Source organism: Paenibacillus daejeonensis DSM 15491, from assembly GCF_000378385.1.
Taxonomy (GTDB): Bacteria; Bacillota; Bacilli; order Paenibacillales; family Paenibacillaceae; genus Paenibacillus_D; species Paenibacillus_D daejeonensis.
In genome coordinates this window covers 627,945-654,147 of the sequence record NZ_KB899660.1, presented here as the reverse complement: position 1 = coordinate 654,147, position 26,203 = coordinate 627,945, and the positions used below count along the sequence as shown (strand labels likewise).

Genomic DNA, 26,203 nt, shown 5'->3' with positions numbered 1-26,203 from the left:
GATGGGGAAGGAAGGACTCGGATCGTGGACATACTTGCATTTGATTTTTTTAAACGGGCCTTGGCCGGTGGTGTGCTGATCGGAGTTACAGCCCCCTTATTGGGGCTTTTTCTTGTGCTCAGACGACTGGCCATGATCGGGGACACGCTGGCCCATGTCGCCATTGCGGGGGTCGCGCTTGGTTTTCTGCTAGGTGTATATCCCATTGGGATGGGGCTGGTCTTTGCCCTGATTGCCTCCTTTGCAATCGAAAAATTGAGAAGGACATACAAAACCTATGCCGAGTTATCCATAGCCATCATTATGTCCGGCGGTGTGGCTGTGGCTTCGATGTTATTTACAATCGGTGTCGGATTTAATGTCAGTATCACCAGTTATTTATTCGGCAGCATCTATACGTTGGGCAATGATGATCTGATCGTCATCTCCATCGTGACCGTGCTGGTGCTTGCAGCCGTCATTATTTATTACAAGGAATTATTTCTCATTACGTTTGATGAGGATGCGGCGGCAGTGAACGGTTTGCCTGTCCGTTACTTTAATATTATGATTAGTGTAATGACTGCGTTGGTAATCAGCGCCTCGATTAAGCTGGTTGGTGCGTTGCTCGTGTCGGCATTGCTGACGATTCCGGCGGCTTGCAGTCTCATTATTGCCCGCAGCTTCAAGCAGTCGATTGTCATTGTGGTGCTCATTGCAGAGCTGGCGATTATCGGGGGATTGATGATGGCGGGAATCTGGAATTTGGCTCCGGGAGCAACGATTGTGCTATTGTTGATTGCTGTTTTGATTTTGCTTATGCTGCTAAAACGCGGCTTGCGTATTTAAGCGATTCACGTTGAGGAGGGATTTACCTGTGGATTTGAATATTTGGCTGGCCTTCGGGGCTGGATTTCTATCGTTCATATCCCCCTGTTGTCTGCCGCTCTATCCATCTTATCTCTCCTATATTACCGGCATCTCGGTAACGGATCTCAAAGCCGAAAGGCGTACCCGGGATGTCCGGATACGCACAATGGTACATACCTTCTTTTTTATGATCGGCTTCTGTATCGTCTTTTACACGCTCAGTTACGGAACGAGTGCCTTCGGAGACTTTTTCCGGGACTATGAGCGGTTGATTCGTCAGATTTCGGCAATTATGATTATCGTACTCGGACTGGTGCTGGTCGGTTTCTGGCAGCCAAGATTCCTGATGAAGGAACGGAAGATGGATGTTCAGCTTGGCAAAAAAAGTTATCTGGGCTCCATCATCTTCGGAATCGGCTTCTCGGCCGGGTGGTCGCCTTGTGTCGGTCCAATTCTAAGCGCGATCCTATTGCTGGCTGCGACAAACCCAGGTACTTGGTTTCAATTAACGACGGCCTATGCGCTAGGGTTTGCGATCCCATTTTTCGTATTGGCGTTTTTTATCGGATCGACCCGGTGGATTCTGAAGTATTCATCAACCATTATGAAAATTGGTGGCGGCGTCATGATTCTCATGGGAATTCTGTTATTTACTGACCAGATGTCCCGCTTGACGGTTTGGCTGAACCAATTTGCCCCAGATTGGTTGGGCTAAGACTCAGGTAAAATAATCGATTTCCGCTTGCGGAAAATGTTCAAAGATGCGTTCCGAGATAAACATTCGGAGCGCATCGGCTTTTTCATCAGGGTACACATATTTGCCTTGACCCCAGCGACCCCACTTGTATTTGCGCTTCTCTATGTCCATCTCCAGCTTGGTTTTGGGATAACGGCGCGCGATGACATTCTTGGCGGTCTTGGTGAACCGATGCTGGATCAGTTCAAAGGTAAGGCCCTGTGTCGCCTCCACAGGGAGCGCTTCGGCCAGCTTGGCGATCAACTCTCCATAGCCTTCCTCCCAGCCCTCATACCAGATAATCGGCGCAATAATGAAGCCCATGGGGTAACCGGCTCGTGCGACCTTGGCAGCTGCTTCGATCCGCTGTTCAAAGCGTGAGGTTGCGGGCTCGAAATGCTTGATTACATATTGGCTGTTCACGCTAAACCGGATTCTGGTGTGCCCATTATGCCTTGCATCCAGCAAGGAATCGACGTGGTGAAACTTGGTGACGAATCGCAGCCGGCCGTGCTCCTGGTCCGCCATGAACTCAATCAGTTCCCGCAGAGAGCCTGTAATGGGCTCTAGCCCGACAGGATCTGAAGTACAGGCGGCTTCAAAGCGGGTGATCTCCGGTACGCGTTCCTCGATATAACCGCGAGCTGCATCCATAATCTCATCCATGTTGACGTAGACACGAATATAAGGCTTGGCACCGAGCGTTGTCTGCAGGTAGCAATAATGGCAATGGCCCATGCAGCCAGTAGCAATGGGAATGGCATATTCGGCTGAGGGCTTGGATTGGTCGAATTTGAGCGTTTTGCGTACTCCGACAACCAGCGTGCGTTTGGCAATCTTGTATTGCTCCAGTTCGCTGTCTCCTGGCAAATTGGTAATGCGATTATGGGAGGTCGTCATACGCAGCGGAATACCTTGCTCCTCGACCCAACGGTAGATTTGTTGCCCCTTGGGATAATCCAGCGCACCTGGCTCAAAATAGACCAGTTCAGGAACGAATGATTCATGAAGCTTGCTTCTTCTGGGCCTGTTCGGCGTTTCTGTCGTTGCCATCGCGTGGCCTCCTTTTTGAACGTGAACGGATAATATCAGGTATAGTGTTTGATGCTGTCCGCCGATTGAGTCATGGAAGATCAAGGCGCCGAGGTTGCGGTTGCAGCAGATAACAGTGTATGATACTAAGAGTAACTACCAGCAACAGGTGGAATGAAGCAAGTGAGGGGGAGCTTTCGATGCCGACTCCGAGCATGGAAGACTACTTGGAGAGAATTTATAAACTGATCGACGAGAAAGGATACGCACGCGTCTCGGATATCGCCGAAGGTCTTGAGGTGCATCCCTCATCCGTAACCAAAATGATTCAAAAATTGGACAAGGACCAATATTTGATCTATGAGAAATATCGGGGCTTGATGCTGACGAACAAAGGCAAAAAGATCGGCAAGCGGCTCGTTGACCGCCATCAGCTGCTAGAGGATTTCCTGACGACGATCGGCGTACAGGAATCCAATATCTATACGGATGTGGAAGGAATCGAGCATCATCTCAGCTGGGATTCGATTACGTGCATTGAATCGCTCGTTGAATATTTCCGGGTTGAGCCGGCGCGGCTCGAGGATTTGAGACAGGTGCGCGCAAGGCTGGACAATGAATAATCAATTCAGAACTGTAGCCAAAAAGCTATACATAACGGCTCACCGATAGGACAGCAGCCTAGCCGAACACAAAAAAGGGTTGTCATGAGGTATTCCTCACGACAACCCTTTTTTTGAAATATAAGAAAGTATATGTTTTACTCCTTTACTTGGCTTACATTTCTCCGGAATGAAACTTGCTTCGCCGCCAAAGGACGGCGTAGCTGTTTCACCTTGTATGCATCAATGATACTTGGGAAGATCGTCATCATCCTTGCCGCCCTCGATGACCCGAAAGGGTATATTCTTGCGGGGCGTCTTGGAGCGAGCCTGCATCTTCTGTGCCGTGCGCGCAGATGGCTTGATCTTGGGATGCTTGCTGCCTCCGGCCTTGCGGCCGAACCAGCGGTCTGGCGGAAACTTGTAGAGCAGATAGATAATCCCGAACACCGCTATACCGATCACCAAAACCGAAGGATTGTTCATAAACGTGTAGATGATGCCAATCACCAACAGGACCCCTAAAATAATGGTGACCGTATTGAATCTTCGCACTCGCAGCACATCCTCTCACATCGAATCAAACAGCGGGGTTGCCTACTTTGGGTTCGCTCATCTCGCGGTCCAGTTCACGCATCCGGTTGAAGGAAGCGATGGAGACGGCCACTTGATCGTCTGTAGGTTCCTTGGTTGTCAGCTTCTGCAGCCACAGGCCTGGATAACCCAGGAACCGCAGGACCGGCGTATCACGCAGGGCATTGGTGAAGCGCAAAGCCTCATAGGAAAAACCTAATACCAGCGGCAACAGCAGAACCCGCAGATACACGCGCTGCCATAGGCTATCCCATTGGAAGAAGGAATAGATAATGACACCGATAATGACAGAAAGAATAATGAAGCTGCTACCGCAGCGATAATGGAGGCGTGTATATTTCTGAACGTTTTTGACGGTCAAGTCTTCGCCTGCTTCATAGGCACTGATTACTTTATGCTCGGCTCCATGGTATTGGAACAGACGCTTGACAATCGGAGTCAATGAAATCAAATAGAGATAGGTCAGCAAGAATATGATCTTGATGAGTCCTTCAATCAAATTGTGAACGAAGATGCTGTAGCTGTTCCCAAAAATCAATTCTTCCAAAACGGCGGGCACGACCGTAAACACCAGTTTCCCGAAAATGAAAGAGAGCACGCCCATAACTGCCACACCAAGCACCATCGTTAAATTCCAGCCGGATTTTTCTTCTTTTTTCTTCTCTTTGACAGCTTCTTGCGATCCTTCTTTTTGATCATCCTCATCGACTTCATCCTCGGCATAGGCCTCAGCAGAGAAGTTCAAATGCTGTGAGCCCTTGGCGCTGGACTCTACAATCCCGACTACTCCTCGAACGAGCGGAATCTTCTTCAGATTCTGAACCCAACGAGCAGAGGTCTTGGGTACTTCGTAAAACACAATATCATTGTTTTTGCGGCGAACCGCAGTTACATTTACATGTTTGCCAGCGAACATGACGCCTTCGATTACAGCCTGTCCGCCATATACGGCTTTGCTATCTTGCGGCAAGAGTTGGTCACCTTCCTCATCTCTACTATTAAATTATATTGTACTTGATTCGGGGCTGCTTTGCCAATTTATTGTCACGGTCATGAACAGGCTTGAATGGAGGCGCTATGCGTTGTTGCATACTAATGCCATACCGTGCAAGCCATAATGAAGAAAAGGGGCCTGAACATGACCAAAGCAAAAGAACAAGAGCGAAGCGGCGGCCGGCCATACAAGACAAATCCCTGGACGTTTTGTCTAATGCTCGGTATCTATGCCGGAGTAATCTGGGGACTGATGCGCTGGCTAATGAATATTGTGAATTTCACAAGTGTCATACCGGGATTTTTGCTCGAGCCATTCTTTCGCCGCTCGTTTCTCGAAACGTATTGGGGCGTATTATTGGGGCTGGGCAGCTTTATTGTTTTCTCCATTGTAGCCGCTTATGTATACAAAGCACTGCTCGGTAAGTTCACCGGTCCTTGGGCCGGGATTGTATATGGTCTACTGTGGTGGGGAGTGCTATTTGCGTCAGTTGGTCCATTGTTAGGACTCATGGCTCCGCTCCAGCAACTGGGGTGGAACACGGTCATCGCAGAACTGTGTGTGTTTACCGTGTGGGGCTTGTTCATCGGGTTTACGATTGCCTTTGAGTTCAACAATGAAGAGTCGCGCGAGCCAATGGAGGCAGCAGGAGGGCCTGCACGCCGGCAGACGTAGGAAACGCTTCTCAAACCGGCGGCTCCTGTGGTAAAATGGCAATTGATTCTTGTCATTAGACAGGAACATATCCAGGAGGTGTCTGAAGTGACCACTGTACTGGTTTTGAACGGGCCCAACCTCAATATGCTAGGCGTGCGGGAGCCCGGTATCTACGGTACTGTGACATTGGCTGAGATTGAAGCTCGTCTGGCTGTGCTTGCCGAAGCATCCGGCGTGACGCTTGCATTTTTTCAGTCCAATCATGAAGGTGCGCTGATTGACAGGATCCAAGAGGCATACGGGAATACAGACGGCATCCTGATCAATCCCGGCGCGTACACGCATTACAGTTACGCATTGCGGGACGCGATTTCCGGCAGCGGAATTCCCACAGTAGAAGTGCATATGTCCAATATACATAAGCGGGAGGCGTTTCGGCATCAGTCGGTTATTGCTCCGGTGGCGGTAGGACAGATCGCAGGTTTTGGCGATCAGAGTTATGAACTCGGCTTGTCCGCCTTGCTGGGGCATCTGCGACGCGCCTGACGTTATGCTCCTGCACAAGGGAGGCAGCAATGGCTAACAAACGCGTACATCGGTTGAGAGAGAAGCTCGCAGAACGTGGACTGAAGGCAATGCTGATCAGCAACCCGGTGAATCGCCGGTATCTGAGTGGTTTTACCGGTTCTTCCGGTTATGTGCTGGTAACGGAGCAGGAGAGCTGGCTGCTGACCGATTTTCGTTATATGGCCCAGGCGCCTCAGCAAGCGCCAAGGTTTCAGGTAGTTGACCATGGTACCAGCCCGATTGACGCCATCGGGGAGCTGTTGTCTGCTGCAGGACATGGGAGATTGGGCTTTGAGCAAGAGTTTGTCGTATTTAGCGACTACACCGCCTGGAGCGAGTCTTTATCCGGTACGGAGCTTGTGCCGGTTTCCGGTGTAGTCGAAGAACTGCGGGTCATCAAGGATGAGCAGGAAATCGCCGTGATGCAGGAAGCGGCCGAGCTGGCAGACGCTACATTTGCCCACATCGTCGGATTGCTCAAGCCCGGGATGGTTGAATCGGACATCGCGTTGGAGATGGAAGTCTTCATGCGCAGTCGCGGCGCAACGTCTTCTTCCTTTGATACCATTGTTGCCTCAGGGGAGCGTTCGGCTCTGCCGCACGGCGTTGCAAGCAGCCGTGTCATCGGGAACAATGAGTTCGTCAAGCTGGACTTCGGAGCCTATTATCATGGGTATTGCTCCGACCTCACGCGCACGGTCGTGGTTGGTCAACCAACTGACAAACACAAGGAAATCTACAGCATCGTGCTAGAAGCACAAATGCACGCGCTGGACCACATCCGGCCGGGTATGACGGGTGTCGAAGCCGATGCCTTGACGCGCGATATCATCACGCGGTATGGTTATGGTGATCATTTTGGCCATGGCACAGGCCACGGACTGGGGATGGAGATTCACGAAGCCCCGCGCCTCTCGCGTCTTAGCCAGACAGTTTTAACACCCGGTATGACAGTAACGGTCGAACCCGGCATCTATCTCCCCGGTTTTGGCGGAGTACGGATTGAGGATGATATCGTCATTACGGATAACGGGATTAAAATATTGACCTCATCCCCGAAGGAGCTTATGATCCTGGGATAGGAAATTCAAACGTACACATTGGAGGGACTTGCTAGTGATTTCAGTCAACGATTTTAAGACAGGCCTGACCGTTGAGGTTGAAGGCGACATTTTTACCGTCATTGAATTTCAACACGTAAAACCGGGAAAAGGCGCCGCATTTGTGCGTTCCAAGCTCAAAAACCTGCGTAACGGCAACACCGTGGAGAGAACATTCCGCGCAGGTGAGTCGATCGGTCGCGCAATGATCGAGAACCGTGAAGTACAATACCTCTACAATTCGGGCACGGAATATACCTTTATGGATAACGAGACCTATGACCAGTTCAACCTGGACAAAAAACAGCTGGAATGGGAAATCAATTTCTTGAAGGAAAACATGAATGTAAACATCGCCAGCTACCAGGGCGAAATTATCGGCATCACGATGCCAAACAGCGTGGACTTGAAAGTAACGGAAACCGAGCCAGGCGTCAAAGGCAACACCGCGCAAGGCGCAACCAAAAGTGCTAAGCTTGAAACAGGTCACACGGTGCAGGTGCCTCTGTTCATCAATGAGGGCGATGTGCTGTCGATCGATACTCGCGAAGGCAAATATATTTCACGCGCATAAGCTGCGAAATGTGCCTAATAAGCCGCTCATTGCCTGCTGGCAGGAGCGGTTTTTTGCATGGAAGCATGGACTCCCGACACAGCCAGTTGTGTCAAGGCAAGTTTATGTTATAATGTATAACTGATTGTTAAGTGAGGATGTTGGATTTCATAAGTCAAGTTACGGGAGTGAGTCAGTCTTGTCGTTACTAGTCATGAAGTTCGGAGGCAGTTCTGTAGGCACGCCTGAACGAATGCAGCGTGTAGCTAGACGAATCCTGGAGAGACAACAGGAGGGCCATCAGATCGTTGTCGTCGTCTCAGCAATGGGGGATACGACGGATGATCTGATTGATCAATCCAAGCAGCTGAACCCGAATCCGCCGGCGCGCGAGATGGATATGCTGCTTACGACGGGGGAGCAGATCTCGATTGCTCTACTGTCGATGACGATTCATCAGCTGGGGGGCCAAGCAGTATCGTATACCGGCTGGCAGGCCGGCTTCCGCACGGAACCGGTGCACGGAAAAGCAAGAATTACAGATATTCAGGCAGACCGCGTGATTCGTTCGCTGGATGAGGGACAAATCGTTATTGTAGCTGGTTTCCAAGGGATGTCTGAGGACGGAGAGATTACAACCTTCGGGCGCGGAGGCTCGGATACAACGGCCGTCGCGTTGGCAGCCGCGGTCCAGGCAGATCGTTGCGAAATCTATACGGATGTAGACGGCGTATATTCAACGGATCCGCGAGTCGTCAAATGCGCCCGCAAGCTGGAGGAAATCTCGTATGATGAGATGCTGGAGCTGGCCCATCTTGGAGCCGCTGTGCTGCATCCGCGTGCGGTGGAGTACGCCAAGCACAATAATGTGTGTCTCGTGGTCAGATCGAGCTTTACGTATAATGAAGGAACTGAAGTGAAGGAGGAAGCGGTAATGGAGCAAGGGATCGTCGTTCGGGGCATTGCCTTCGACAAGAATGTAGCAAGAATCAGTCTGCTGGGCGCGCAGGATATTCCCGGCATCCTGGCCAAGGTATTCGGAGCACTGGCGAATAACGGAATTGATGTGGACATCATTGTTCAGAGCGGTGTAGCTGACGGCAAAGCCGACTTCTCTTTCTCCGTTTCCAACAATGACATCGCCAAAGCACTGCGCGTGATAGAAGATCTTCGTAGTGAAGTGCCTTTCCGGGAAGCGACTTCCGAAGAGAACCTTGTCAAGGTATCAATCGTTGGCGCAGGCATGGTTAGTCACCCAGGCGTAGCTGCCAAAATGTTTGAGACCATCTCACAGCTCGGTGTCAGCATTAAAATGGTCAGCACGTCCGAAATCAAATGTTCCTGTGTCATTGAAGCAGGGCCGCTTAATGAGGTGGTTCGCGCCCTTCATACGGCTTATAACCTGGATACAGAAGAACAAGCTTTTGTCGGTGGTCCACAGGATCGTCGCGAGTAATCGCCCTTATACCATTTGACCCAAAACATATACCAAAAAGCGTCTCCGCCATCATGGCCGGGGACGCTTTTTGTCGTGAGATCTTATCCAATCCGCTCGCTGATCATTGTAAACAATTTGTATAAGACCGCCGTAATCCCCGCAGCCATGAGGGGTCCGACGGGAATGCCGCGCAGAAAAACAATGCCGAGGATGGAGCCGATCACCAAACCGACAATAAGCTGGGGATCATACTTCAGCATCTCCAGACCTTTGCCGTTGACGTAAGTGGCTATGGCCCCGCCAGCAAGGGCAAGCCAGCCGGGCCAGGAGGTGAGGGCTGCGGTAATTTCCTTCATTTGAATGCGTCCCGAAGCGAAAGGGACCAGCACACTGAAGGTAAGAAACAACAGCCCCAACTCCAAGCCGCGGCGTTCAATCATGGGCAAATAACGATCCAGATGAACAAGCTTCACAACAAGCAGCACACATGCGGCGGTCGATATGATAGGCGATTTGCCCACCAGGCCGACGATAATCAAGCCGACCAGTATAATTTCTCCAATCATGATTGGCCTCACCCGTTCCCTGACATGGTGGGGGCGGTACAAGCCCCCTACCACTATATGCCGGTCCTCACGGATTAGACCTGTACTAAATCATATAATCATATACTTCCATTACAGGCACCTCTGCTGGTAACGGGAACGTGTCGGAGCGCAGGCCACGCCGCATCGCCTCAAGCGTTAATACGTCTGTTGGCTGAATGTTGCCAAGGTTTACGTTACAGCCCATCGCACGCAGCAAGGTGAGCTGTTGATCCTTCTGCGGCGCTTCCCATAAGAAGCGGCTGAGGTCAGGAAAGCGGCGTCTGATCTGCTCCAGCTCATCCTCGCTGCAGCGGCCTGCTTCGTCGAACAATCCAACGCCAACGCCGGACTCTCTTGCTTCAATAGAAACGAGCTCGGCACCCGCTGCCCAATCTGCCTCGGCTGTGGCGGCAAGTGCTTCCAGATCGATGCGGAAGCCCTGCTCTTTTTTGCCGTACTCTGTGTAAACATGTAATCCCCGCTTCACGCCATCCCTGATCAGCTCTGAACGTCTTGCACGTGACAGCTCAATCGTACCGTCTGATACTTCAATCGTATCGTAGCCGCATTTGCATACCCGATCCAGAAACGAATCCGCTACGTCTTGGCGTACCGCCGTCTCGAGCAAGGTTCCTCCAGGCATGATTCGAATTTCATAACGCCGAGCCAGCCGAATCTTGCTCTCCAATAATTCCTCGGCGTACAAAGCAGAGGTTCCGAAACCCAGCTTGATGCAATCGATATAATGGCCTGATGTTTCGAGCAAATCACAGAAAGCATGCCAGCCAAGGCCCTTGTCAATGACCATGGTCAATCCGCAAGTCGACTCGACGGTTGCCGCTGCCCTGCCTGTCTCGCGCCGGGATTCCCGCTCTCCGATCGGATCACATAACAGTGGGTGCCATCCCGTACGTGAAATTGCCTCCATATTCATTCTCCCTTGCTTGGTAGTGTTGGGGATCTAGCTTCAATCGTTCTTGTTGCACTATATGCATTTGTGAGAGGGCAGGTGTCATGGATGCCTAATTCGAGAGGCGCCTGCATAGGATGAAATAGATACGTATTGCACATAGGGGAGGAGAGAACACGACGATGGACAGGCTGGTTGTTGCAATGGCGGTGCTGCGCATCTGTTCCGGGGGGATTGAGATTGGGGCAGCGCTGCTCATGCTGAAGTTCAATCAATTGGAAAAAGCATTGGCCGTGAATGCTTCGCTCGCATTGGTAGGCCCGCTCATCCTCATCTCAACCACGACCATTGGGCTGGTGGGCCTCTCGGACAAGCTGTCGGCAGCCAAGATGGTATGGGTATTGGCGGGGGTGACATGTCTGATGATCGGTATTCTTAAAAAATAAAGTCTCATGTGTTCTCTTCGGCTCAGCAGTCATAATCGGTCAACTTGCGCATACACTGGAGTACGAACAGGGACAAACTTCCGGGAGGGTTGCCGCATGTTGAATCGGATTAAGCATCTGCTGCCGCTGGAGCTGCAGAGCCTGCTGGATCGCTTGCCGGCTCCGGTACGGGACGAGCTGGAAGAGATTCGGATTCGCGAAGGAAGGCCGCTAGAAATTGGATATGGCGGATGTTCCCGGTTTGTTGATCATAACGGTCAACCTATGGATTTGCCTGACAAGGAAGTGTACAAGCCGGACAGTCAGCTCTGCCGACAGCTGTTGGAGAAGATCACGAAGCATTCGCTCTATGCGATGGAAGAAGAATTAAGACGGGGCTACATTACGGTAGATGGCGGGCACCGCATTGGTCTGTCGGGCCGAACAGTGCTGGACGGGGGAATGGTCAAGGGAATCCGCGATGTCAGTGGATTCAATCTGAGGATTGCCAGAGAAGTCGTAGGCGCTGCCAATCAGGAGTTGCCCCAGCTCTTGGATCGACAACGTCAGTCCGTTCACTCGACACTCATCCTGGGTCCCCCGCAGCAAGGCAAAACGACGTTCATCCGCGACCTGGCTCGAAGTATAAGCTATGGGCTCTGGCGTCATTCTGATGCCGTAGCCTGGCGAGGCCGCAAGGTTGGCATTGTCGACGAGCGCTCGGAGATCGCTGCCTGTTATCGTGGCGTCCCTGCCTTTGATGTCGGTCCACGGACCGACGTGATGGATGCATGTCCCAAAGCAGAAGGCATGATGATGCTGATCCGCTCCATGTCGCCCGAGGTGCTCGTTATCGATGAAATCGGACGTCCAGAGGATGCCGAGGCCATTCTGGAAGCCAGCCGAGCCGGCATCCGACTGCTGGCCACCGCACATGCTTATGACTTGGACGATGCCAAGGGGCGTCCCATTATCCGGGAACTGCTGGAGGCTGGAATCTTCGGGGCCATCGTCAATGTGAGACGCAATGCGAGAGCCGCTCGGAGTGTGGTACAGCTGCTCAAGCACACCGCGGGGGTTCCGTCTGTCTGGCACATGCCTTCGGCCCGGGGCCATCCGGCGCAGGCGGCAAAGGGGGGCGGGCATGGTTAAGCTGCTGGGGGCCATCCTTATCTTGTTTGCAGGCACGATGATCGGATTTCAGCAGGCAGCCAGATTTGCTGAGCGACCGCGTCAGCTGCGTCAGTTGGCCCACGCCTTGCAGCGGCTCGAGACGGAGATTGGTTATGGCTATACGCCGCTGGATGAAGCGTTAAGGCGGGCAAGCCATGCTCTGGCAGAGCCCGCAGCCGCTCTATTCGCCGATGCGGCTGCACGGCTGTCTAATGGTGGGGAAACAACCTTCCGTGAAGCATGGGAAGCGGCGTTGGCTGAACATTGGCCCCGTACATCGATGAAGCGTGGCGAGCATGAAGTCATGCTGCAGTTGGGTACGTTGCTGGGCATCAGTGACAGGGAAGATCAAATGAAGCATTTGCGGTTGGCGCTGCTGCAGCTGCAATCGGAAGAGGAAGCGGCACGGGAGGACCAGGTCCGGTATGAGAAGATGTGCAAGAGCTTGGGGATCCTGGCCGCTGCGCTGATCGTTATTCTGATGGTGTAGGTGGTGCCGAACGGATGAATATGGATGTCAGCGCGATTTTTCAAATCGCAGGTATCGGAATCATCATTGCCATGATCCATACCGTACTCAAACAAATGGGCAAAGAAGACATGGCACATTGGGTGACTTTAATCGGTTTTGTCGTCGTTCTGTTTATGGTTGTTCGTATGCTGAACGACTTGTTTCAGGAAATTAAGAGCATTTTCTTGTTCCAATGACAGCAAGGCAATAGTAGGTGAGCAAAATGGAAATGGTCCAGATCGTAGGAATCGGTCTGATCGCAACGCTGCTGATTCTGATCGTGAAGGAACAAAAGCCGGTTTTTGCCTTCTTACTCGCGGTTTTTACCGGCATTTATCTGTTCTTGTTCCTGATCGGCAAAATCGATACGGTGATTCGGGTACTGGAGAATCTCGCCAGTCGCTCAGGCGTACCGACGATCTATCTGCAGACGATCCTCAAGATTATTGGCATCGCCTATATTGCCGAGTTCGGTGCACAGATCGTTAGAGACGCCGGTCAGGAAAGCATAGCATCCAAGATCGAATTTGCCGGCAAGGTTCTGATCCTGGCTATGGCGGTCCCGATCATCAGTATCATTGTCGAGACTGTTCTGAACTTGCTGCCGGCAGGAGGGTAGAAGGGTATGAACCGCTGCATCTCCGTCATTCTGTTATCCCTGCTGCTCCTTCTCCTGCTCAGCGGGGGAGCTGCCGAAGCCGCCCCGGATGTTGAGGCCCCCGGCGCGCCAACTCCCGAGGAGCTTGCCCGTGATACCGCCACACATCTGGACACGAGTGAGGTGGAGCGGTACTGGAGTCTGTTGATGTCGGAGTATGGCGGCTACTTTCCCGATGAACGGCTTCCCAGCTTCATTGAGATGATCACACCAGGAGGGGAAGGACTCAAGCTGACGACAGTCGCAGGCGGATTGTTTCGTTATCTGCTGCATGAGGTCCTTTACAATGGCAAGCTGCTTGTGACCATTGTGCTGCTGACGATTTTCAGTATGATGCTCGAGACGCTCCAGACCGCCTTTGAACGACGATCGGTCAGTAAGATTGCCTATGCTGTCGCCTATATGGTTATGATCATTCTGGCAATCAATAGTTTCCATGTCGCTATCGGCTATGCCAGGGATGCCATAGGGGCCATGATTGATTTCATGATGGCGATGATTCCGCTGCTGCTCACGCTGCTGGCTTCCATGGGCAGCATCGTCACGGTATCTGTCATGCATCCGCTCATCGTATTCATGATCCATACGGTAGGCACTGTTATCCATACGGTTGTGTTTCCGCTCTTGTTCTTCTCGGCTGTGCTTCACATCGCAAGCTCGTTGTCGGAGCGGTTCAAGGTAACGCAGCTGGCTGATTTGCTGCGGAATATCAGTGTCGGACTGCTTGGGGTGCTGCTAACCGTATTCCTGGGCGTCATCTCGGTCAGAGGAGCGACGGGTGCCGTGACCGACGGGGCTGCAATCAAAACGGCCAAGTTCTTGACAGGAAATTTCGTGCCGGTGGTCGGCCGGATGTTCTCCGATGCGACTGATACCGTACTGTCGGCCTCGATGCTGCTCAAGCATGCCATAGGGATTGCTGGCGTTGTCATCCTCCTGTTCCTGTGCGTGTTTCCGGCCGTTAAAATTCTGACGCTTGCGCTGATCTATAATGTAGCGGCGGCTGTACTTCAACCGCTCGGAGACAGTCCGATCATTACCTGCCTGCAGACGATCGGCAAATCCATGATTTACGTATTTGCCGCCCTGGCCGTTGTCAGTCTTATGTTCTTCCTGGCTGTCACGATTATTCTTACAGCGGGGAATGCGGCCATTATGATCCGTTAAAGTTGGACAGGAACCTGGAGAACCGGCGTATGGAGGTGAGCGAATATGGCCTGGCTGGCAGAATGGCTCAAGCAGATTATTGCAATCATCCTGCTGGCGGGTATCGTCGAGCTGCTCCTGCCCAGCAACGCCTATCAGCGATATGTGAGGTTAGTCCTGGGCCTGTTCATTCTACTGGCTCTGCTCTCCCCGATTCTCAGCTTGCTCCAAGGTGAATTCGGCCCCCGGTTAGAAGCAAGCATACGCGACTGGCAGGGATCAGCCGCCAGGCAGGCTGTACAAACCGGTCACTCACTCACGGAGCTCCAGCAGCAAGCCGCTGTCCTGAACAGCCGGCAGCAGGATCAGGCGGCGGAACTTGCTGCCGCCAAGCTTGCAGGGGAGATGGCTGCCGAGATTTCACGCCGCAGCGGTGCGCCGCAGCCCCGGGTCGAGGTGCTTTTGGAGGCGGAGAGTGGGGGGTACTGGCGGATTTCGAAGGTAGCGGTCTCGCTCGCAGAAGAGATGGAAGAGGGCAATGCGTCGACATCACCTTCCATATCCTCGCCGGAGCCAATAGAACCAGTGGCCGTTGAGGTGTGGCTGGGCAGCACGACGGACCATCCAGAGCCACAACAAGCAACCCGCGAGGCAAGTGAACGATGGCAGCAGGTGATTCGTACGATTCTGGCAGACGGTTGGGGCGTAGCCTCCGAGCTGATTCAAGTGACACAGGCAGGCGGGGAATAGACAAGAAAGACGAAGCGGAAAGGAGGCGGAACTGGTGGCCAAATGGCTGGATCAGATGGAGGCAATGGTGGGAGGCGGTCCCTCGGGACCCAAGCGGGTCCGCACCTTGCGGTGGCTGCTGCTGATCGGCTGCATCGGGATCATGCTGATGATCGTGCAATCCTTTGTCAACTTCGAGGATGTGGCGCCTGCGGCCGACCAGACTCCTCCTCCAGAGCAAACGCCCGATCCTGTTTTTGGTTCGGCATCGGATGAGCCGGATTCGGTATTCACGGCCATTGAACGCCCCTTGGAGCAGCGTCTGCAGGAGATTCTCGAGAAAATCGTCGGCGTCGGCTCCGTCGATGTGATGGTAACGATCGATTCAACGGAGGAAACTGTCGTCCAGCACAACCGGAAGGAGTCCGAGCAGACGACCGAAGAAACGGATAAAAACGGCGGAAAGCGCCACGTTGCCTCGACGACAAGCGATGGTCAGGTCGTGCTGTATGAGGTGGAGGGAGAAAAACGGCCGTTTGTTACCAAAACGATCAAGCCGCGCATCCGCGGAATTCTGATTGTCGCCCGCGGAGCTGAAGATCCGACGGTCCGCGGTCTGCTGATGGACGCTGTGCAAAAGGGATTTCAGGTGCCTGCTCACCGTATTTCCGTTGTACCGAGCAAGCAGCCTTAACCTATATATCGCTTTTGAAATGCCATATCATTACAAAAAGGAAGGTTGGTAAACAATGAATACGAAACGGCAAACAATTTGGTTGGTCTCAATGCTCTCTCTGATGGTAATCCTCTCCGCCTACTATCTATTCACAGAGGACAGCAGTCCGGAGAATCGTCTGACAGACGCGCAAGGCATTACGGATGTCGTGCTGGGCGACGGGGCAACTGAAGTAACGGTCAGCGGCGACGAAGGAATTAGCAACGAAGAAATTATCGTCACTGAAGACGAAGTACTCGGGGATCAGGAAACGATGGCAACGAGTGAAGGCACAGATTTGACAGAGCAGGAAGTGCTCGGCATTCTGAAAGACCAGGAAGCGGTGGCCACCACGAGTGACTACTTTACACAGCAACAGTATCTAAGAGCGGAGAGTCTTAATGACGAGATTAACCGTCTCTATGGCATTGTCACCGATATGAGCCAGGATCCAGACACCGCCACCGAAGCCCTGGAGCAGATTGACAACATCCAGGAGCAGGATGAGAAGATCACGGCACTGGAGGACGAACTCCGGAGCGAATTCAACGACGTTCACATCTCACCGGAGCAAGACAAATTCAAAGTTATTGTCCAGAGCCAGAATCTCGAGCGCAGCCAGGCTGCCAGTATTTTTGACAAAGTCATGCGGACACTGGAGGTCTCACCGGAGCATATCTCCGTCCAGTTCGTCCAGTAACAGCAGTACCGATATCCCGCCGGGGCCGGAGAGCCTCGGCGGGTTGTTGGCGTTCTTGTATTTCCAAAGATTTCAGAAGTGGAGAGAAGCGGGGAAATTATGACTCGTTTCTCAAAATGGGTTGTGATATAATACTAACGTTATGTTTGATTCCTTGAGGCCGCGTGCTTCACAACTGTTAAGGAGTGAATGATACGATGTTCAAACTGAGCGAGATTAAAGAGCTGATTAAACTGGTTGATCAGACCTCTGTACAAGAGCTCGAACTGGAAAATGAAGGGGCACGCCTGCTCATTCGCAAACCGGGCAAAACTGAAGTGGTGAATATTCAAAGCGCACCGATTACGCATACATATACGCAACCGGCCATTCAGCCTACGGCCCCTCAGACGGGAGCGGCCCCGGCGGAGCAGCCAGCTGCCGCTGCTGCAGTCCCTGCAGTGGCTGATAATCTGCACAAGATTGTTTCGCCAATGGTTGGAACATTCTATCGCGCCTCTTCGCCGGACAACCCTGCATTTGTTCAGGTAGGTGACCGTGTCAGCGAGAAAACTGTGGTCTGTATCCTCGAAGCCATGAAGCTCATGAACGAGCTCGAAGCCGAAGTGCGCGGAGAGATCGTCGAGATTCTGGTGGAGAACGGACAACTGGTCGAGTTCGGGCAGCCGCTGTTCCTGGTTAAGCCGGAGTAGCTTAGATCTCTAGGAAAGGGGTTCGAAGGGTGGAATTTCAAAAAATACTGATCGCCAATCGCGGCGAAATCGCCGTACGGATTATCCGCGCCTGCCGTGAGCTGGGCATCAGCACGGTCGCGGTGTACTCGGAAGCGGATCGTGACTCGCTCCATGTCAGACTGGCTGATGAGGCCTACTGCATCGGTCCAGTGGCATCCAAAGACAGTTATCTTAACCTGACCAATATTATGAGCGTTGCTACGTTAACCGAATGCGACGCCATCCATCCGGGGTACGGCTTCTTGGCGGAGAACGCAAATTTCGCTGAGATCTGCGAATCCTGCAATATCACCTTTATCGGTCCATCGCCTGACGCCATTAGCCGCATGGGTGACAAATCGGTAGCCAAGCAGACAATGAAAGAAGCCGATGTGCCGATTATTCCAGGCTCTGACGGATTAATTGAAGATCTTGACGATGCGGTACGGATTGCACGCGAAATTGGCTATCCTGTCATTATCAAGGCAACGGCAGGCGGTGGAGGCAAAGGCATCCGCATCGCCGAGGACGAGCCATCGCTGGTACAGCAGATCACCACTGCGCAGCAGGAGGCTCTGAAGAACTTTGGCAATGCCGGCGTCTACCTGGAGAAATATCTGACTGGCATGAAGCATGTCGAAATCCAGATTATTGCAGACAAGCACGGTAACGCGGTTCATTTATTCGAGCGTGACTGTTCAATTCAGCGTCGACGTCAGAAGCTGATTGAGGAAGCCCCGTGCCCGGTGTTGTCCCCGACGCTTCGCGAACGGATGGGTCAGGCAGCCGTGCGAGCGGCACTGGCCGTTGATTACTCTGGCGCAGGTACGCTTGAGTTCCTGCTTGGACCTGATGGTAATTTCTATTTTATGGAGATGAATACCCGAATTCAGGTTGAGCATCCTGTAACGGAGATGATTACAGGCATCGATCTGATCAAGGAAATGATCTCCGTTGCTGAAGGCAACCCGCTCAGCTTCCGGCAAGAGGATGTCACCATTAATGGCTGGTCCATCGAATGCCGCATTAATGCTGAGGATTCAGAGCGTAATTTTATGCCGTCTCCTGGCCAGATCGGATTTTACCTGCCGCCCGGAGGTCCTGGCGTGCGCGTCGACAGCGGTGCCTATCCCGGCTACACCATCTCGCCACATTACGACTCTATGATTGCCAAGCTGATCGTATGGGGATCTACGCGTGAAGAAGCCTTTGCCACCATGAAGCGTGCCTTATCCGAGTTTGCTATCGAAGGCATTCGGACAACGATTCCGTTTCATCTCAAGCTGCTTAATCATCCCAAGGTGGTGCAAGGCAACTTCGATATTAAGTTCCTCGAAGAGCATGATTTGAACCAGCCGGAGGAAGAGGCCAGATAACGATTCTGACAATTCGTCCGGTTTGTCATAATTCTTGGCAAATGGTATAGTATAGAGAATAAGAAGCGGATAAGCTCTGCGTGAAGCCTTAGGGTTCCGCATTTTATGGGAGGTGTAGATTGGTATGAGTACGATTGCTGCGGATTATGAGAAAACCGACATGGGAACGATTCAGATCGCACCTGAAGTCATAGAAGTGATAGCCGGATTGGCTACGATAGAGGTGCCTGGGGTGGCTGGCATGAGCGGCGGATTTGCTGGCGGCATTGCCGAGCTGTTGGGCCGCAAGAACCTATCCAAGGGTGTAAAGGTTGAAGTAGGTCAGCGCGAAGCGGCAATCGATGTGTCCATCATTGTAGAATACGGCAACCGTATTCCCGACATTGCCTCCGAGATTCAACAGAGTGTCAAGCGCTCCATTGAGACGATGACCGGGCTATTGGTCGTAGAGGTCAACGTGCATATTCATGACGTTCATTTCAAGGCGGCTGACAAGCTGGAGGATGACGAAGCGACCGCAAACCGGTTGAAGTAACGCATTCGCACCCGGACATCTTAGGATCCCCCCTCGTGAAGGGCTTGCCAGCTCGGCACAAGGGGGGCTTTTCATTTGAGGAGGCAGACGGTTGATTAAAATCATGGACAGGCTTCTCTTATTTTTCTACAGCCTCATCGTCGGTGCCCTCTCTGTCATCATCTTGGCGCTGGGCGCTCGTTGGATTCCCCAATCGGTAACGAATATGTGGGTCCGTGAGCTGTATGGCAACCAAGTGTGGCTGCCCGCTACGCTAATTGCGATCTCGCTGATTGTGTTCCTGATCAGTCTGCGTTTTTTCTATGTCTCGGTCAAACGGGGCAATGCCGCAAGCCAATCCATTGACCAGCGCACGGAGTATGGCGATATCCGGATTTCAATGGAAACGGTTGAGAATCTGGCTCTCAAGGCCGCAGGCAAGCAAAGAGGAGTCAAGGATCTCAAAGCGAGAATCCGGATTGCCGATGCTGGTCTTGAGATTATGCTGCGGGCCATTGTGGATGGAGAGAGTTCTATCCCGGTATTAACCGAAGACATTCAGCGGGCTGTAAAAGAGCATGTCGAGGAAGTGACTGGCATTCCGGTTGCTGATGTTACCGTGTTTATTGCTAATATCATCCAGACCCAGACCTTCAAGAGTCGTGTTGAATAGGGGTGGTGAAGCCGATGTGGAGGGAATATTGGCTGCAGTACCGGGGACGGATCGCGGGGATGACGATCGCTGTATTCCTGGGAATGATCTACCTGTTCACTGGATTCTGGGACATGATGTTTGTAGCGCTGCTGTTGTGGATCGGTTATTTTTTTGGCAAGCAAAAGGACGAAGCGGCCCCGCCTATGATACCTTGGGGACGCATAACGGACTGGCTGACGGATCGCTGGCGCTGGTTCAAATAAATCCTGTGATTTCCTCCTTCCGATGATGCAGCAGAGGGAGGGAGTCATAGGTTTTTTGGGTTCAAACCAGGGTATTACTTACGTATGTATTTTTGAGAAATCAAGGAGGTCCCATGAAACGGAGACTGGCTCGTGAGATAGCGGTACAGAGTCTGTACCAGATGGAAATGAATGAGGTCAACGCCTCGGACGCAGTGGATATGCTGATGGAGGAAGCGGCGCAGGAGGATAATGAAATGGGCGCGGCACCCGGGGAAACGGCCAAGATTAATGCTTATGTTCGTGAATTGGTAGAGGGTGTTATCGCACAGCGCCAGACGATCGACGATATGGTGCAGCAGTTTTTGACAGGCTGGCAAGTGGACCGATTATCCCGCGTGGACCGGCAGATTCTGCGGCTCGCCTGTTATGAAATGGTATACCGCGAAGACGTACCGCCAAAAGCGGCGCTGAACGAGGCCATTGAACTGGCCAAGCATTTCGGAACAGATGAATCTGGCAAGTTTGTCAACGGTGTATTGGGTAAACTGCTCGGAGCGTTGGATCAACTGAAACAGAAATAAGCTTGTATGAGAGGAGACTGGTTATGAGCGCACAACGTATTGATGGGAAAGCAATATCCGCCGACATCCGTGGAGAAATCAGGCAGGAGGTAGAACAGCTTCACAGTCAGGGCATCACACCTGGACTTGCCGTTGTACTTGTTGGGGAGGACCCTGCTTCGCGCGTCTATGTAGCCAGCAAAGACAAGGCTTGTCAGGAGCTGGGCTTGTACTCCGAGGTTCACCGGCTGCCGGAAGACACAACACAGACCGACTTGTTAGCGTTAATTGACCGTTTGAATCGTCAAACGACCATCCATGGCATTTTGGTGCAGCTTCCTCTGCCAAAGCATATTGATGAAAAAGCCGTCATCGACGCCATTGCGGTTGAAAAGGATGTTGATGGCTTTCATCCAGTGAGTACAGGCAATCTCGTAATCGGTGATGAAAGTCTCTTGCCTTGTACACCAGCTGGTTGTATCGAATTATTGAAACGCTCCGGCGTCGAAATTGCTGGGAAGCATGCAGTGGTCATCGGCCGCAGCAACATTGTCGGCAAGCCAGTCGCCATGCTGCTGTTGCGTGAGCATGCGACGGTTACGATTTGCCATTCCCGTACAGCCAATATGGCAGAAATCGCCCGCACGGCTGATATTCTGGTCGTCGCCATCGGTAAGGCGAAAGCGATCGACAAGTCTTATATCAAGCCTGGGGCCACAGTCATTGATGTGGGAATCAATCGCTTGGAAACCGGCAAGCTTGCAGGAGATGTAGATTATGACGATGTCCTGGAAACTGCAGGTCTGATTACGCCTGTGCCGGGGGGCGTTGGCCCAATGACGATTACCATGCTGCTCGGTAATACACTGAAGGCCGCCAAACGACTGAACGGTATCGGAGAATAGTCATGGCCGAACAGCCGCGCATCTATTCCATCAAAGAGCTGAACCGTTATATCCGGATGAAGCTGGAATCGGACAAGCTGCTATCCGATGTCTGGTTGCGGGGCGAGATCTCCAATTTCACCCATCATTCGAGCGGTCATATGTATTTTACGCTCAAAGACAAAGACAGCCGCCTCAAGTGCATCATGTTCAGTTCGCATAATCAGCGTCTTCCCTTCATTCCGAAAGAGGGCATGAAGGTTATTGCCCGCGGCAACGTATCGGTTTACGAACGAGACGGCAATTATCAGTTCTATGCCATTCAGATGCAGCCGGATGGACTAGGCAGCTTGTATCTGGCCTATGAACAGTTAAAGCAAAAGCTTGAGGGAGAAGGATTGTTCGACAACACGCGCAAGCGCGCGCTGCCTGCTTTCCCAAAGGCAATCGGCGTCATTACCTCATCAACCGGGGCCGCGGTGCGGGATATTCTCATTACGCTGCAGCGGCGCTATCCGGTAATCCCGGTGTTTGTGGCACCTGTTCTTGTGCAAGGCAAAGGAGCGGCTCCGTCTATTGTCCGTGCGATCGAATTAATGAATCGGCTCGGTGAGGTAGATGTGCTTATTGTCGGACGAGGCGGCGGTTCTCTGGAAGAGTTATGGGCATTCAACGAAGAGACGGTCGCCCGTTCGATCGCTGGTTCTGGCATTCCTGTAATCTCGGCGGTAGGCCACGAGACAGACTATACAATTGCGGATTTTGTGGCGGACCTGAGAGCCGCTACGCCTACGGCGGCTGCTGAGCTTGCTGTTCCTCATCAGTCGGAGCTGCGGCAGCAGCTTCAGCGTCTGGAGCAGCGTCTGCAGCACTCGCTTCGCGGGCGGCTGGAACAGGACAAGCAGCGGCTCGCCCGTGTGCGCCGATCTCCAGTGCTAATTCATCCGCGCCGCTACCTACTGGAGCAGGCAGAGCGGCTTGATCGTCTGCGGGAGCTGCTCAATCATCGAGCCTTGCGCACGATTAGCGCTTCTGGAGAACGATTGGGACGTGCTCGTGCCAGGCTGGCCGGTCAGCATCCAGGTGCCCAAGCGACTTATGCCGGCAAACGCCTGAGCTCTCTGAAGCGTCAGCTGGAGCAGAGCATGACAGGCATCCAGCGAATGCGTCGTATGCAGCTTCAAGGCGTCATTCGGGGATTGGATGCGCTTAGTCCGCTCAAGGTTATGGCTCGGGGATATAGTCTGGTCTATGACGATAAGCAAGAGCGGTTGATCCGATCGATCACAGATGTTCAGCCCGGGGATATGGTTCAGGTGAATCTATCCGACGGGCAGCTGGAGTGTCATGTATGGTCGATGAGAGGAGCGGAGGATGAACATGGAGACAAGTGAGAATGTGGTAAGCTTTGAGGAAGCTATGGAGCAGCTGGAATCCATTGTAACGCGACTGGAGAGCGGTGATGTGCCTCTGGAAACGGCAATTGAGCTGTTTCAGGAAGGCATGAAGCTCTCACAGTTGTGTGGTAGCAAGCTGGAGCAGGTGGAGCGTCGAATTGAGGCGCTGATTGAGACACAGGACGGCCTGCAACGCCAACCGTTTGGAGATGCCGGCGAAATCAAAGGGGAAGAGGCGTGAAGCAGCTGATGACGATTCAGGATTATTTAGCAGACCAAGCAAAAATTATCGAGCAGGCGCTGCAAGATAGCCTGCCATCCGATTGGGATTTTCCTCAACAGCTGCGTGATTCGATGATGTATTCGATCACCGCAGGCGGTAAACGCTTGCGGCCCATCCTAGTGTTGGCAGCCGCCAAAGCGACAAGCGGCTACGATGAAGCGGAACGAGCAGCGCTGCCTGTTGCGTGCGCCATAGAGCTGGTGCATACCTATTCGTTGGTCCACGACGATCTGCCGGCGATGGATGATGATGATGTTCGCCGCGGCAAGCCCACCAATCATAAAGTATACGGAGAGGCAATGGCGATCCTGGCAGGCGATGCGCTGCTGACTCATGCGTTTCACTGTGTCACCACTGCGGCGGAGCACGAAATGGTCACGGCCGAAGCGGCACTGGCCATTACCCGGGATCTCGCCTATCTGTCGGGAGCAGCTGGCATGGTAGGAGGACAGGCAGCGGATGTGCTTGGCGAACAAGGCATCACTTCACTGTCAGATCTGGAATATATCCACCTGCACAAGACGAGCGACCTGATTGCCTTTACTCTGCTGGCAGGCGGCCGGGTTGGCGGTGCTACCCCGAGCCAATTGGATGCCCTCTCCGAGTTTGGCCGCAAGCTGGGTCTTGCGTTTCAAATCCAGGATGACATCCTTGACCTTATTGGGGACGAGCAGAAGCTTGGCAAGAAAACAAATAGTGATGTAGCCCAGAACAAGGTGACGTACCCTTATCTGCTTGGACTCGACAAGAGCAAGGAGCTTGTGGAGCAACTGACAGCCGAGGCCAAAAGCTCGCTGGCCCGTGCCGACCTTCGTGAACCTGCGCGCCTTGAGCAAATCGCCGATTATTTGATGCGGCGCGACCATTAATGACATGGTTCTTGCCCTGCAGATTGGGTTTATTATAGAAGTGTGCTATAATAGCTGAAAAAAAGTCAGACGTTCATGGACATCAGTGTTTTCAGTCCAGGAAAGCGAGGAAAACACGTGCTGCTGGAACAAATATGCGAACCAAAGGATTTAAAGGCGCTCTCGCTAGAACAATTGGAGAGTCTTGCTGGGGAAATCCGACAGTTTCTAATTGAAAAGCTCTCGGCCACAGGAGGTCATCTGGCCCCCAACCTTGGCGTAGTCGAGCTTACACTTGCCATGCATTATTTGTATGACAGTCCTAAAGATAAATTTATTTTTGATGTGGGGCATCAATCCTACGTTCATAAAATGCTGACCGGCCGTATGGACCGGTTTGATACGCTGCGCCAATATAAAGGCCTTTGCGGTTTTGTGAAAAGGTCGGAAAGCGAGCATGACGTATGGGAAGCCGGACATAGCAGTACGTCTCTGTCTGCTGCAATCGGTATGGCCATGGCTCGTGACCTAAAAGGGGAAGACCACAAAGTCGTTGCCGTTATTGGTGACGGTGCACTTACGGGCGGAATGGCGCTGGAAGCGCTCAACCATATCGGCCACGAAAAGCGCAAGCTTATTGTTGTTCTGAATGATAATGAGATGTCGATTGCTCCCAATGTCGGAGCCATTCATAATTATCTTGGCAAGATTCGTTCCGACAAGACATACAAGAAAGCCAAAGACGAGTTGCAATATTTGCTTAACCGGATACCGGCTATCGGGGGCAAGCTTGCCAAAACGGCAGAGCGTGTCAAGGATAGTCTGAAGTATATGGTGGTATCTGGCGTCCTGTTCGAGGAATTTGGACTGACGTATCTGGGACCAGTCGACGGTCACGACCTTCAGAAGCTGGAAGAGGCATTCCTGCAAGCCAATAATGTTAATGGACCGGTATTGCTTCATGTCCTGACAACCAAGGGCAAAGGCTATAAGCCTGCTGAAGCGGACTCCCATACATGGCATGGTATTTCGCCTTACAAAATCGAATCCGGCCAAGTGCTAAAAGCTGTTGGTCCGCCGATGTACACCCAAGTGTTCAGTGAAGCGCTTATTGAACTGGCCGAACAAGATGACCGGATTGTCGCAGTAACACCTGCGATGCCTGGCGGATCGGGTCTGATTAAATTTGCTGAGCGTTTCCCAGGTCGAATGATTGATGTGGGCATTGCCGAGCAGCATGCTGCGACCATGTCGGCTGCGCTTGCCATGGAAGGACTCAAGCCGGTCTTTGCGGTTTACTCGACTTTCCTTCAGCGTGCGTATGATCAGGTCGTTCATGATATTTGCAGACAGAACCTTAATGTCGTCTTTGCCATCGACCGGGCAGGCTTTGTCGGACCAGATGGCGAAACCCATCATGGCGTGTTCGATATCCCGTTTTTGAGGCATGTCCCGAATTTGGTACTTATGATGCCCAAGGATGAGAATGAGCTGCGTCACATGATGAAAACAGCCTTGAGTTATGATGATGGTCCGATTGCTGTCCGATACCCGCGTGTAAGTGGTACAGGGGTAGACATAGATGCGACGATGGCTCCAATTCCGATTGGTACATGGGATGTGATTCGTGAGGGTGAATCAGCCGTTATCGTAGCTGTAGGGCCAATGCTGCAAGTAGCTGAAGAAGCTGCAGAGCTGCTCAAGCGCGATGGTCTCAGCATCCGAATCATCAATGCCCGTTTCATTAAACCGCTTGACGAATCCATGCTTCTGCAGCTTGCTAATGAAGGCCAACGGGTCGTTGTATTGGAAGAGGGAGCGCAACACGGCGGCTTGGGCAGTGCGGTATTGGAGTTCTACTCGGAACGTGATATTCACGATATGGCCGTCCGCATTATCGGAATTCCGGACGAATTCATTGAGCACGGTTCAATCAAGGAACAGCGTAGAGATGCGGGACTTACTGGTGAGCGCGTGGCTGCTGAGTTGATAAAACTGATGCCTCGCCAGCATAAGAGCGTATCTACGCAGTAAGGTACGGACCAGGAGAAC

Annotated in this window: 33 protein-coding genes; 28 read left to right on the top strand and 5 right to left on the bottom strand. The window is 52.4% G+C overall.

Translation table 11 applies throughout. The features are described 5' to 3' along the window. Positions 1-24 precede the first annotated feature (24 nt). The gene (locus F556_RS0110030; RefSeq protein ID WP_020616812.1) at positions 25-828 is read left to right on the top strand and encodes a metal ABC transporter permease; all 804 of its coding nucleotides are present in this window, start codon (positions 25-27) and stop codon (positions 826-828) included. A 28-nt stretch (positions 829-856) separates the two neighbouring features. Beyond that, positions 857-1,564, top strand: a complete 708-nt coding sequence (locus tag F556_RS0110025) for a cytochrome c biogenesis CcdA family protein (protein WP_020616811.1) — start codon at positions 857-859, stop codon at positions 1,562-1,564. Between the two features lie 3 nt (positions 1,565-1,567). Here the strand turns inward: F556_RS0110025 and splB are convergent, their stop codons facing one another. After that, positions 1,568-2,638, bottom strand: a complete 1,071-nt coding sequence (splB, locus tag F556_RS0110020) for a spore photoproduct lyase (RefSeq protein ID WP_020616810.1) — start codon at positions 2,636-2,638, stop codon at positions 1,568-1,570. A 179-nt stretch (positions 2,639-2,817) separates the two neighbouring features. Here splB and mntR point away from each other — a divergent pair, with 179 nt between their 5' ends. Further along, on the top strand, positions 2,818-3,240 hold the full coding sequence (mntR, locus tag F556_RS0110015) for a transcriptional regulator MntR (protein ID WP_020616809.1): 423 nt from the start codon (positions 2,818-2,820) through the stop codon (positions 3,238-3,240). Between the two features lie 222 nt (positions 3,241-3,462). On the opposite strand, the gene F556_RS0110010 is transcribed toward mntR, so the two are convergent. Both F556_RS0110010 and F556_RS0110005 read right to left on the bottom strand, forming a co-directional pair. Next, positions 3,463-3,774: a hypothetical protein gene (locus tag F556_RS0110010; protein WP_020616808.1), complete on the bottom strand. Its 312-nt coding sequence runs from the start codon at positions 3,772-3,774 to the stop codon at positions 3,463-3,465. Between the two features lie 25 nt (positions 3,775-3,799). After that, positions 3,800-4,783: a DUF1385 domain-containing protein gene (locus F556_RS0110005; protein WP_020616807.1), complete on the bottom strand. Its 984-nt coding sequence runs from the start codon at positions 4,781-4,783 to the stop codon at positions 3,800-3,802. 168 nt (positions 4,784-4,951) lie between these two features. Between F556_RS0110005 and F556_RS0110000 the strand changes: the two genes are divergently transcribed. The 5 genes from F556_RS0110000 to F556_RS0109980 all read left to right on the top strand — a co-directional run bounded on the left by F556_RS0110000 (position 4,952) and on the right by F556_RS0109980 (position 9,140). Further along, positions 4,952-5,482: a YqhR family membrane protein gene (locus F556_RS0110000; RefSeq protein WP_020616806.1), complete on the top strand. Its 531-nt coding sequence runs from the start codon at positions 4,952-4,954 to the stop codon at positions 5,480-5,482. Between the two features lie 87 nt (positions 5,483-5,569). After that, positions 5,570-6,010 (top strand): type II 3-dehydroquinate dehydratase, encoded by a 441-nt coding sequence (gene aroQ / locus F556_RS0109995; protein WP_020616805.1) that lies wholly within the window; start codon positions 5,570-5,572, stop codon positions 6,008-6,010. Between the two features lie 29 nt (positions 6,011-6,039). Next, positions 6,040-7,113 carry a M24 family metallopeptidase gene (locus tag F556_RS0109990; protein ID WP_020616804.1) on the top strand — a complete coding sequence of 358 codons (1,074 nt, stop codon included), beginning with the start codon at positions 6,040-6,042 and terminating at the stop codon, positions 7,111-7,113. Positions 7,114-7,147: 34 nt separating this feature from the next. Further along, positions 7,148-7,705 (top strand): elongation factor P, encoded by a 558-nt coding sequence (gene efp / locus F556_RS0109985; protein WP_020616803.1) that lies wholly within the window; start codon positions 7,148-7,150, stop codon positions 7,703-7,705. Between the two features lie 178 nt (positions 7,706-7,883). Then, positions 7,884-9,140 (top strand): aspartate kinase, encoded by a 1,257-nt coding sequence (locus tag F556_RS0109980; RefSeq protein WP_026297213.1) that lies wholly within the window; start codon positions 7,884-7,886, stop codon positions 9,138-9,140. Between the two features lie 83 nt (positions 9,141-9,223). On the opposite strand, the gene F556_RS0109975 is transcribed toward F556_RS0109980, so the two are convergent. Together F556_RS0109975 and comA are read right to left on the bottom strand one after the other, a co-directional pair. After that, entirely contained in the window at positions 9,224-9,688 is a 465-nt protein-coding gene (locus F556_RS0109975) for a DUF441 domain-containing protein (RefSeq protein ID WP_020616801.1), read from the bottom strand. A gap of 85 nt (positions 9,689-9,773) precedes the next feature. Beyond that, complete coding sequence (gene comA / locus F556_RS0109970) at positions 9,774-10,637, bottom strand: phosphosulfolactate synthase (RefSeq protein WP_020616800.1); 864 nt, start codon at positions 10,635-10,637, stop codon at positions 9,774-9,776. 164 nt (positions 10,638-10,801) lie between these two features. On the opposite strand from comA, the gene F556_RS0109965 reads away from it, so the two are divergent. The 20 genes from F556_RS0109965 (at position 10,802) to dxs (ending at position 26,185) form a co-directional block, all read left to right on the top strand. Then, positions 10,802-11,065, top strand: a complete 264-nt coding sequence (locus F556_RS0109965; RefSeq protein ID WP_020616799.1) for a YqhV family protein — start codon at positions 10,802-10,804, stop codon at positions 11,063-11,065. 96 nt (positions 11,066-11,161) lie between these two features. After that, on the top strand, positions 11,162-12,196 hold the full coding sequence (gene spoIIIAA / locus F556_RS0109960; RefSeq protein ID WP_020616798.1) for a stage III sporulation protein AA: 1,035 nt from the start codon (positions 11,162-11,164) through the stop codon (positions 12,194-12,196). Beyond that, on the top strand, positions 12,189-12,707 hold the full coding sequence (gene spoIIIAB, locus F556_RS0109955; protein ID WP_020616797.1) for a stage III sporulation protein SpoIIIAB: 519 nt from the start codon (positions 12,189-12,191) through the stop codon (positions 12,705-12,707). Before spoIIIAA ends, spoIIIAB begins: the two co-directional genes overlap by 8 nt. 14 nt (positions 12,708-12,721) lie before the next feature. Further along, positions 12,722-12,925: a stage III sporulation protein AC gene (gene spoIIIAC / locus F556_RS0109950; protein ID WP_020616796.1), complete on the top strand. Its 204-nt coding sequence runs from the start codon at positions 12,722-12,724 to the stop codon at positions 12,923-12,925. Between the two features lie 26 nt (positions 12,926-12,951). Further along, positions 12,952-13,347 (top strand): stage III sporulation protein AD, encoded by a 396-nt coding sequence (gene spoIIIAD, locus F556_RS0109945; RefSeq protein WP_020616795.1) that lies wholly within the window; start codon positions 12,952-12,954, stop codon positions 13,345-13,347. 6 nt (positions 13,348-13,353) lie between these two features. Then, a complete protein-coding gene (gene spoIIIAE, locus F556_RS0109940) occupies positions 13,354-14,553 on the top strand; it encodes a stage III sporulation protein AE (RefSeq protein ID WP_020616794.1) in 1,200 nt (399 codons plus the stop codon). 45 nt (positions 14,554-14,598) lie between these two features. Further along, a complete protein-coding gene (spoIIIAF, locus tag F556_RS36155; RefSeq protein WP_020616793.1) occupies positions 14,599-15,282 on the top strand; it encodes a stage III sporulation protein AF in 684 nt (227 codons plus the stop codon). 34 nt (positions 15,283-15,316) lie between these two features. After that, on the top strand, positions 15,317-15,955 hold the full coding sequence (gene spoIIIAG / locus F556_RS0109930) for a stage III sporulation protein AG (RefSeq protein WP_020616792.1): 639 nt from the start codon (positions 15,317-15,319) through the stop codon (positions 15,953-15,955). A 55-nt stretch (positions 15,956-16,010) separates the two neighbouring features. Continuing rightward, positions 16,011-16,676 carry a SpoIIIAH-like family protein gene (locus F556_RS0109925; protein WP_020616791.1) on the top strand — a complete coding sequence of 222 codons (666 nt, stop codon included), beginning with the start codon at positions 16,011-16,013 and terminating at the stop codon, positions 16,674-16,676. A 197-nt stretch (positions 16,677-16,873) separates the two neighbouring features. Next, a complete protein-coding gene (gene accB / locus F556_RS0109920; RefSeq protein WP_020616790.1) occupies positions 16,874-17,368 on the top strand; it encodes an acetyl-CoA carboxylase biotin carboxyl carrier protein in 495 nt (164 codons plus the stop codon). Between the two features lie 29 nt (positions 17,369-17,397). Then, positions 17,398-18,765 carry an acetyl-CoA carboxylase biotin carboxylase subunit gene (accC, locus tag F556_RS0109915; RefSeq protein WP_020616789.1) on the top strand — a complete coding sequence of 456 codons (1,368 nt, stop codon included), beginning with the start codon at positions 17,398-17,400 and terminating at the stop codon, positions 18,763-18,765. 124 nt (positions 18,766-18,889) lie between these two features. Continuing rightward, on the top strand, positions 18,890-19,300 hold the full coding sequence (locus F556_RS0109910) for an Asp23/Gls24 family envelope stress response protein (protein ID WP_020616788.1): 411 nt from the start codon (positions 18,890-18,892) through the stop codon (positions 19,298-19,300). Positions 19,301-19,391: 91 nt separating this feature from the next. Beyond that, positions 19,392-19,952, top strand: coding sequence for an alkaline shock response membrane anchor protein AmaP (gene amaP / locus F556_RS0109905; RefSeq protein WP_020616787.1), 561 nt, complete (start codon positions 19,392-19,394; stop codon positions 19,950-19,952). Between the two features lie 14 nt (positions 19,953-19,966). After that, the gene (locus tag F556_RS0109900; protein ID WP_020616786.1) at positions 19,967-20,197 is read left to right on the top strand and encodes a DUF2273 domain-containing protein; all 231 of its coding nucleotides are present in this window, start codon (positions 19,967-19,969) and stop codon (positions 20,195-20,197) included. A gap of 113 nt (positions 20,198-20,310) precedes the next feature. Then, complete coding sequence (gene nusB, locus F556_RS0109895; RefSeq protein WP_020616785.1) at positions 20,311-20,760, top strand: transcription antitermination factor NusB; 450 nt, start codon at positions 20,311-20,313, stop codon at positions 20,758-20,760. A gap of 23 nt (positions 20,761-20,783) precedes the next feature. Continuing rightward, entirely contained in the window at positions 20,784-21,644 is an 861-nt protein-coding gene (gene folD / locus F556_RS0109890) for a bifunctional methylenetetrahydrofolate dehydrogenase/methenyltetrahydrofolate cyclohydrolase FolD (RefSeq protein WP_020616784.1), read from the top strand. Positions 21,645-21,646: 2 nt separating this feature from the next. Further along, positions 21,647-23,017 (top strand): exodeoxyribonuclease VII large subunit, encoded by a 1,371-nt coding sequence (gene xseA, locus F556_RS0109885; protein ID WP_020616783.1) that lies wholly within the window; start codon positions 21,647-21,649, stop codon positions 23,015-23,017. After that, positions 23,004-23,261 (top strand): exodeoxyribonuclease VII small subunit, encoded by a 258-nt coding sequence (gene xseB, locus F556_RS0109880; RefSeq protein WP_020616782.1) that lies wholly within the window; start codon positions 23,004-23,006, stop codon positions 23,259-23,261. The genes xseA and xseB overlap by 14 nt, the downstream gene beginning before the upstream one ends. A gap of 8 nt (positions 23,262-23,269) precedes the next feature. Further along, positions 23,270-24,172, top strand: coding sequence for a polyprenyl synthetase family protein (locus F556_RS0109875; RefSeq protein ID WP_040716310.1), 903 nt, complete (start codon positions 23,270-23,272; stop codon positions 24,170-24,172). Positions 24,173-24,289: 117 nt separating this feature from the next. Beyond that, positions 24,290-26,185, top strand: a complete 1,896-nt coding sequence (dxs, locus tag F556_RS0109870; RefSeq protein ID WP_020616780.1) for a 1-deoxy-D-xylulose-5-phosphate synthase — start codon at positions 24,290-24,292, stop codon at positions 26,183-26,185. Positions 26,186-26,203 lie beyond the last annotated feature (18 nt).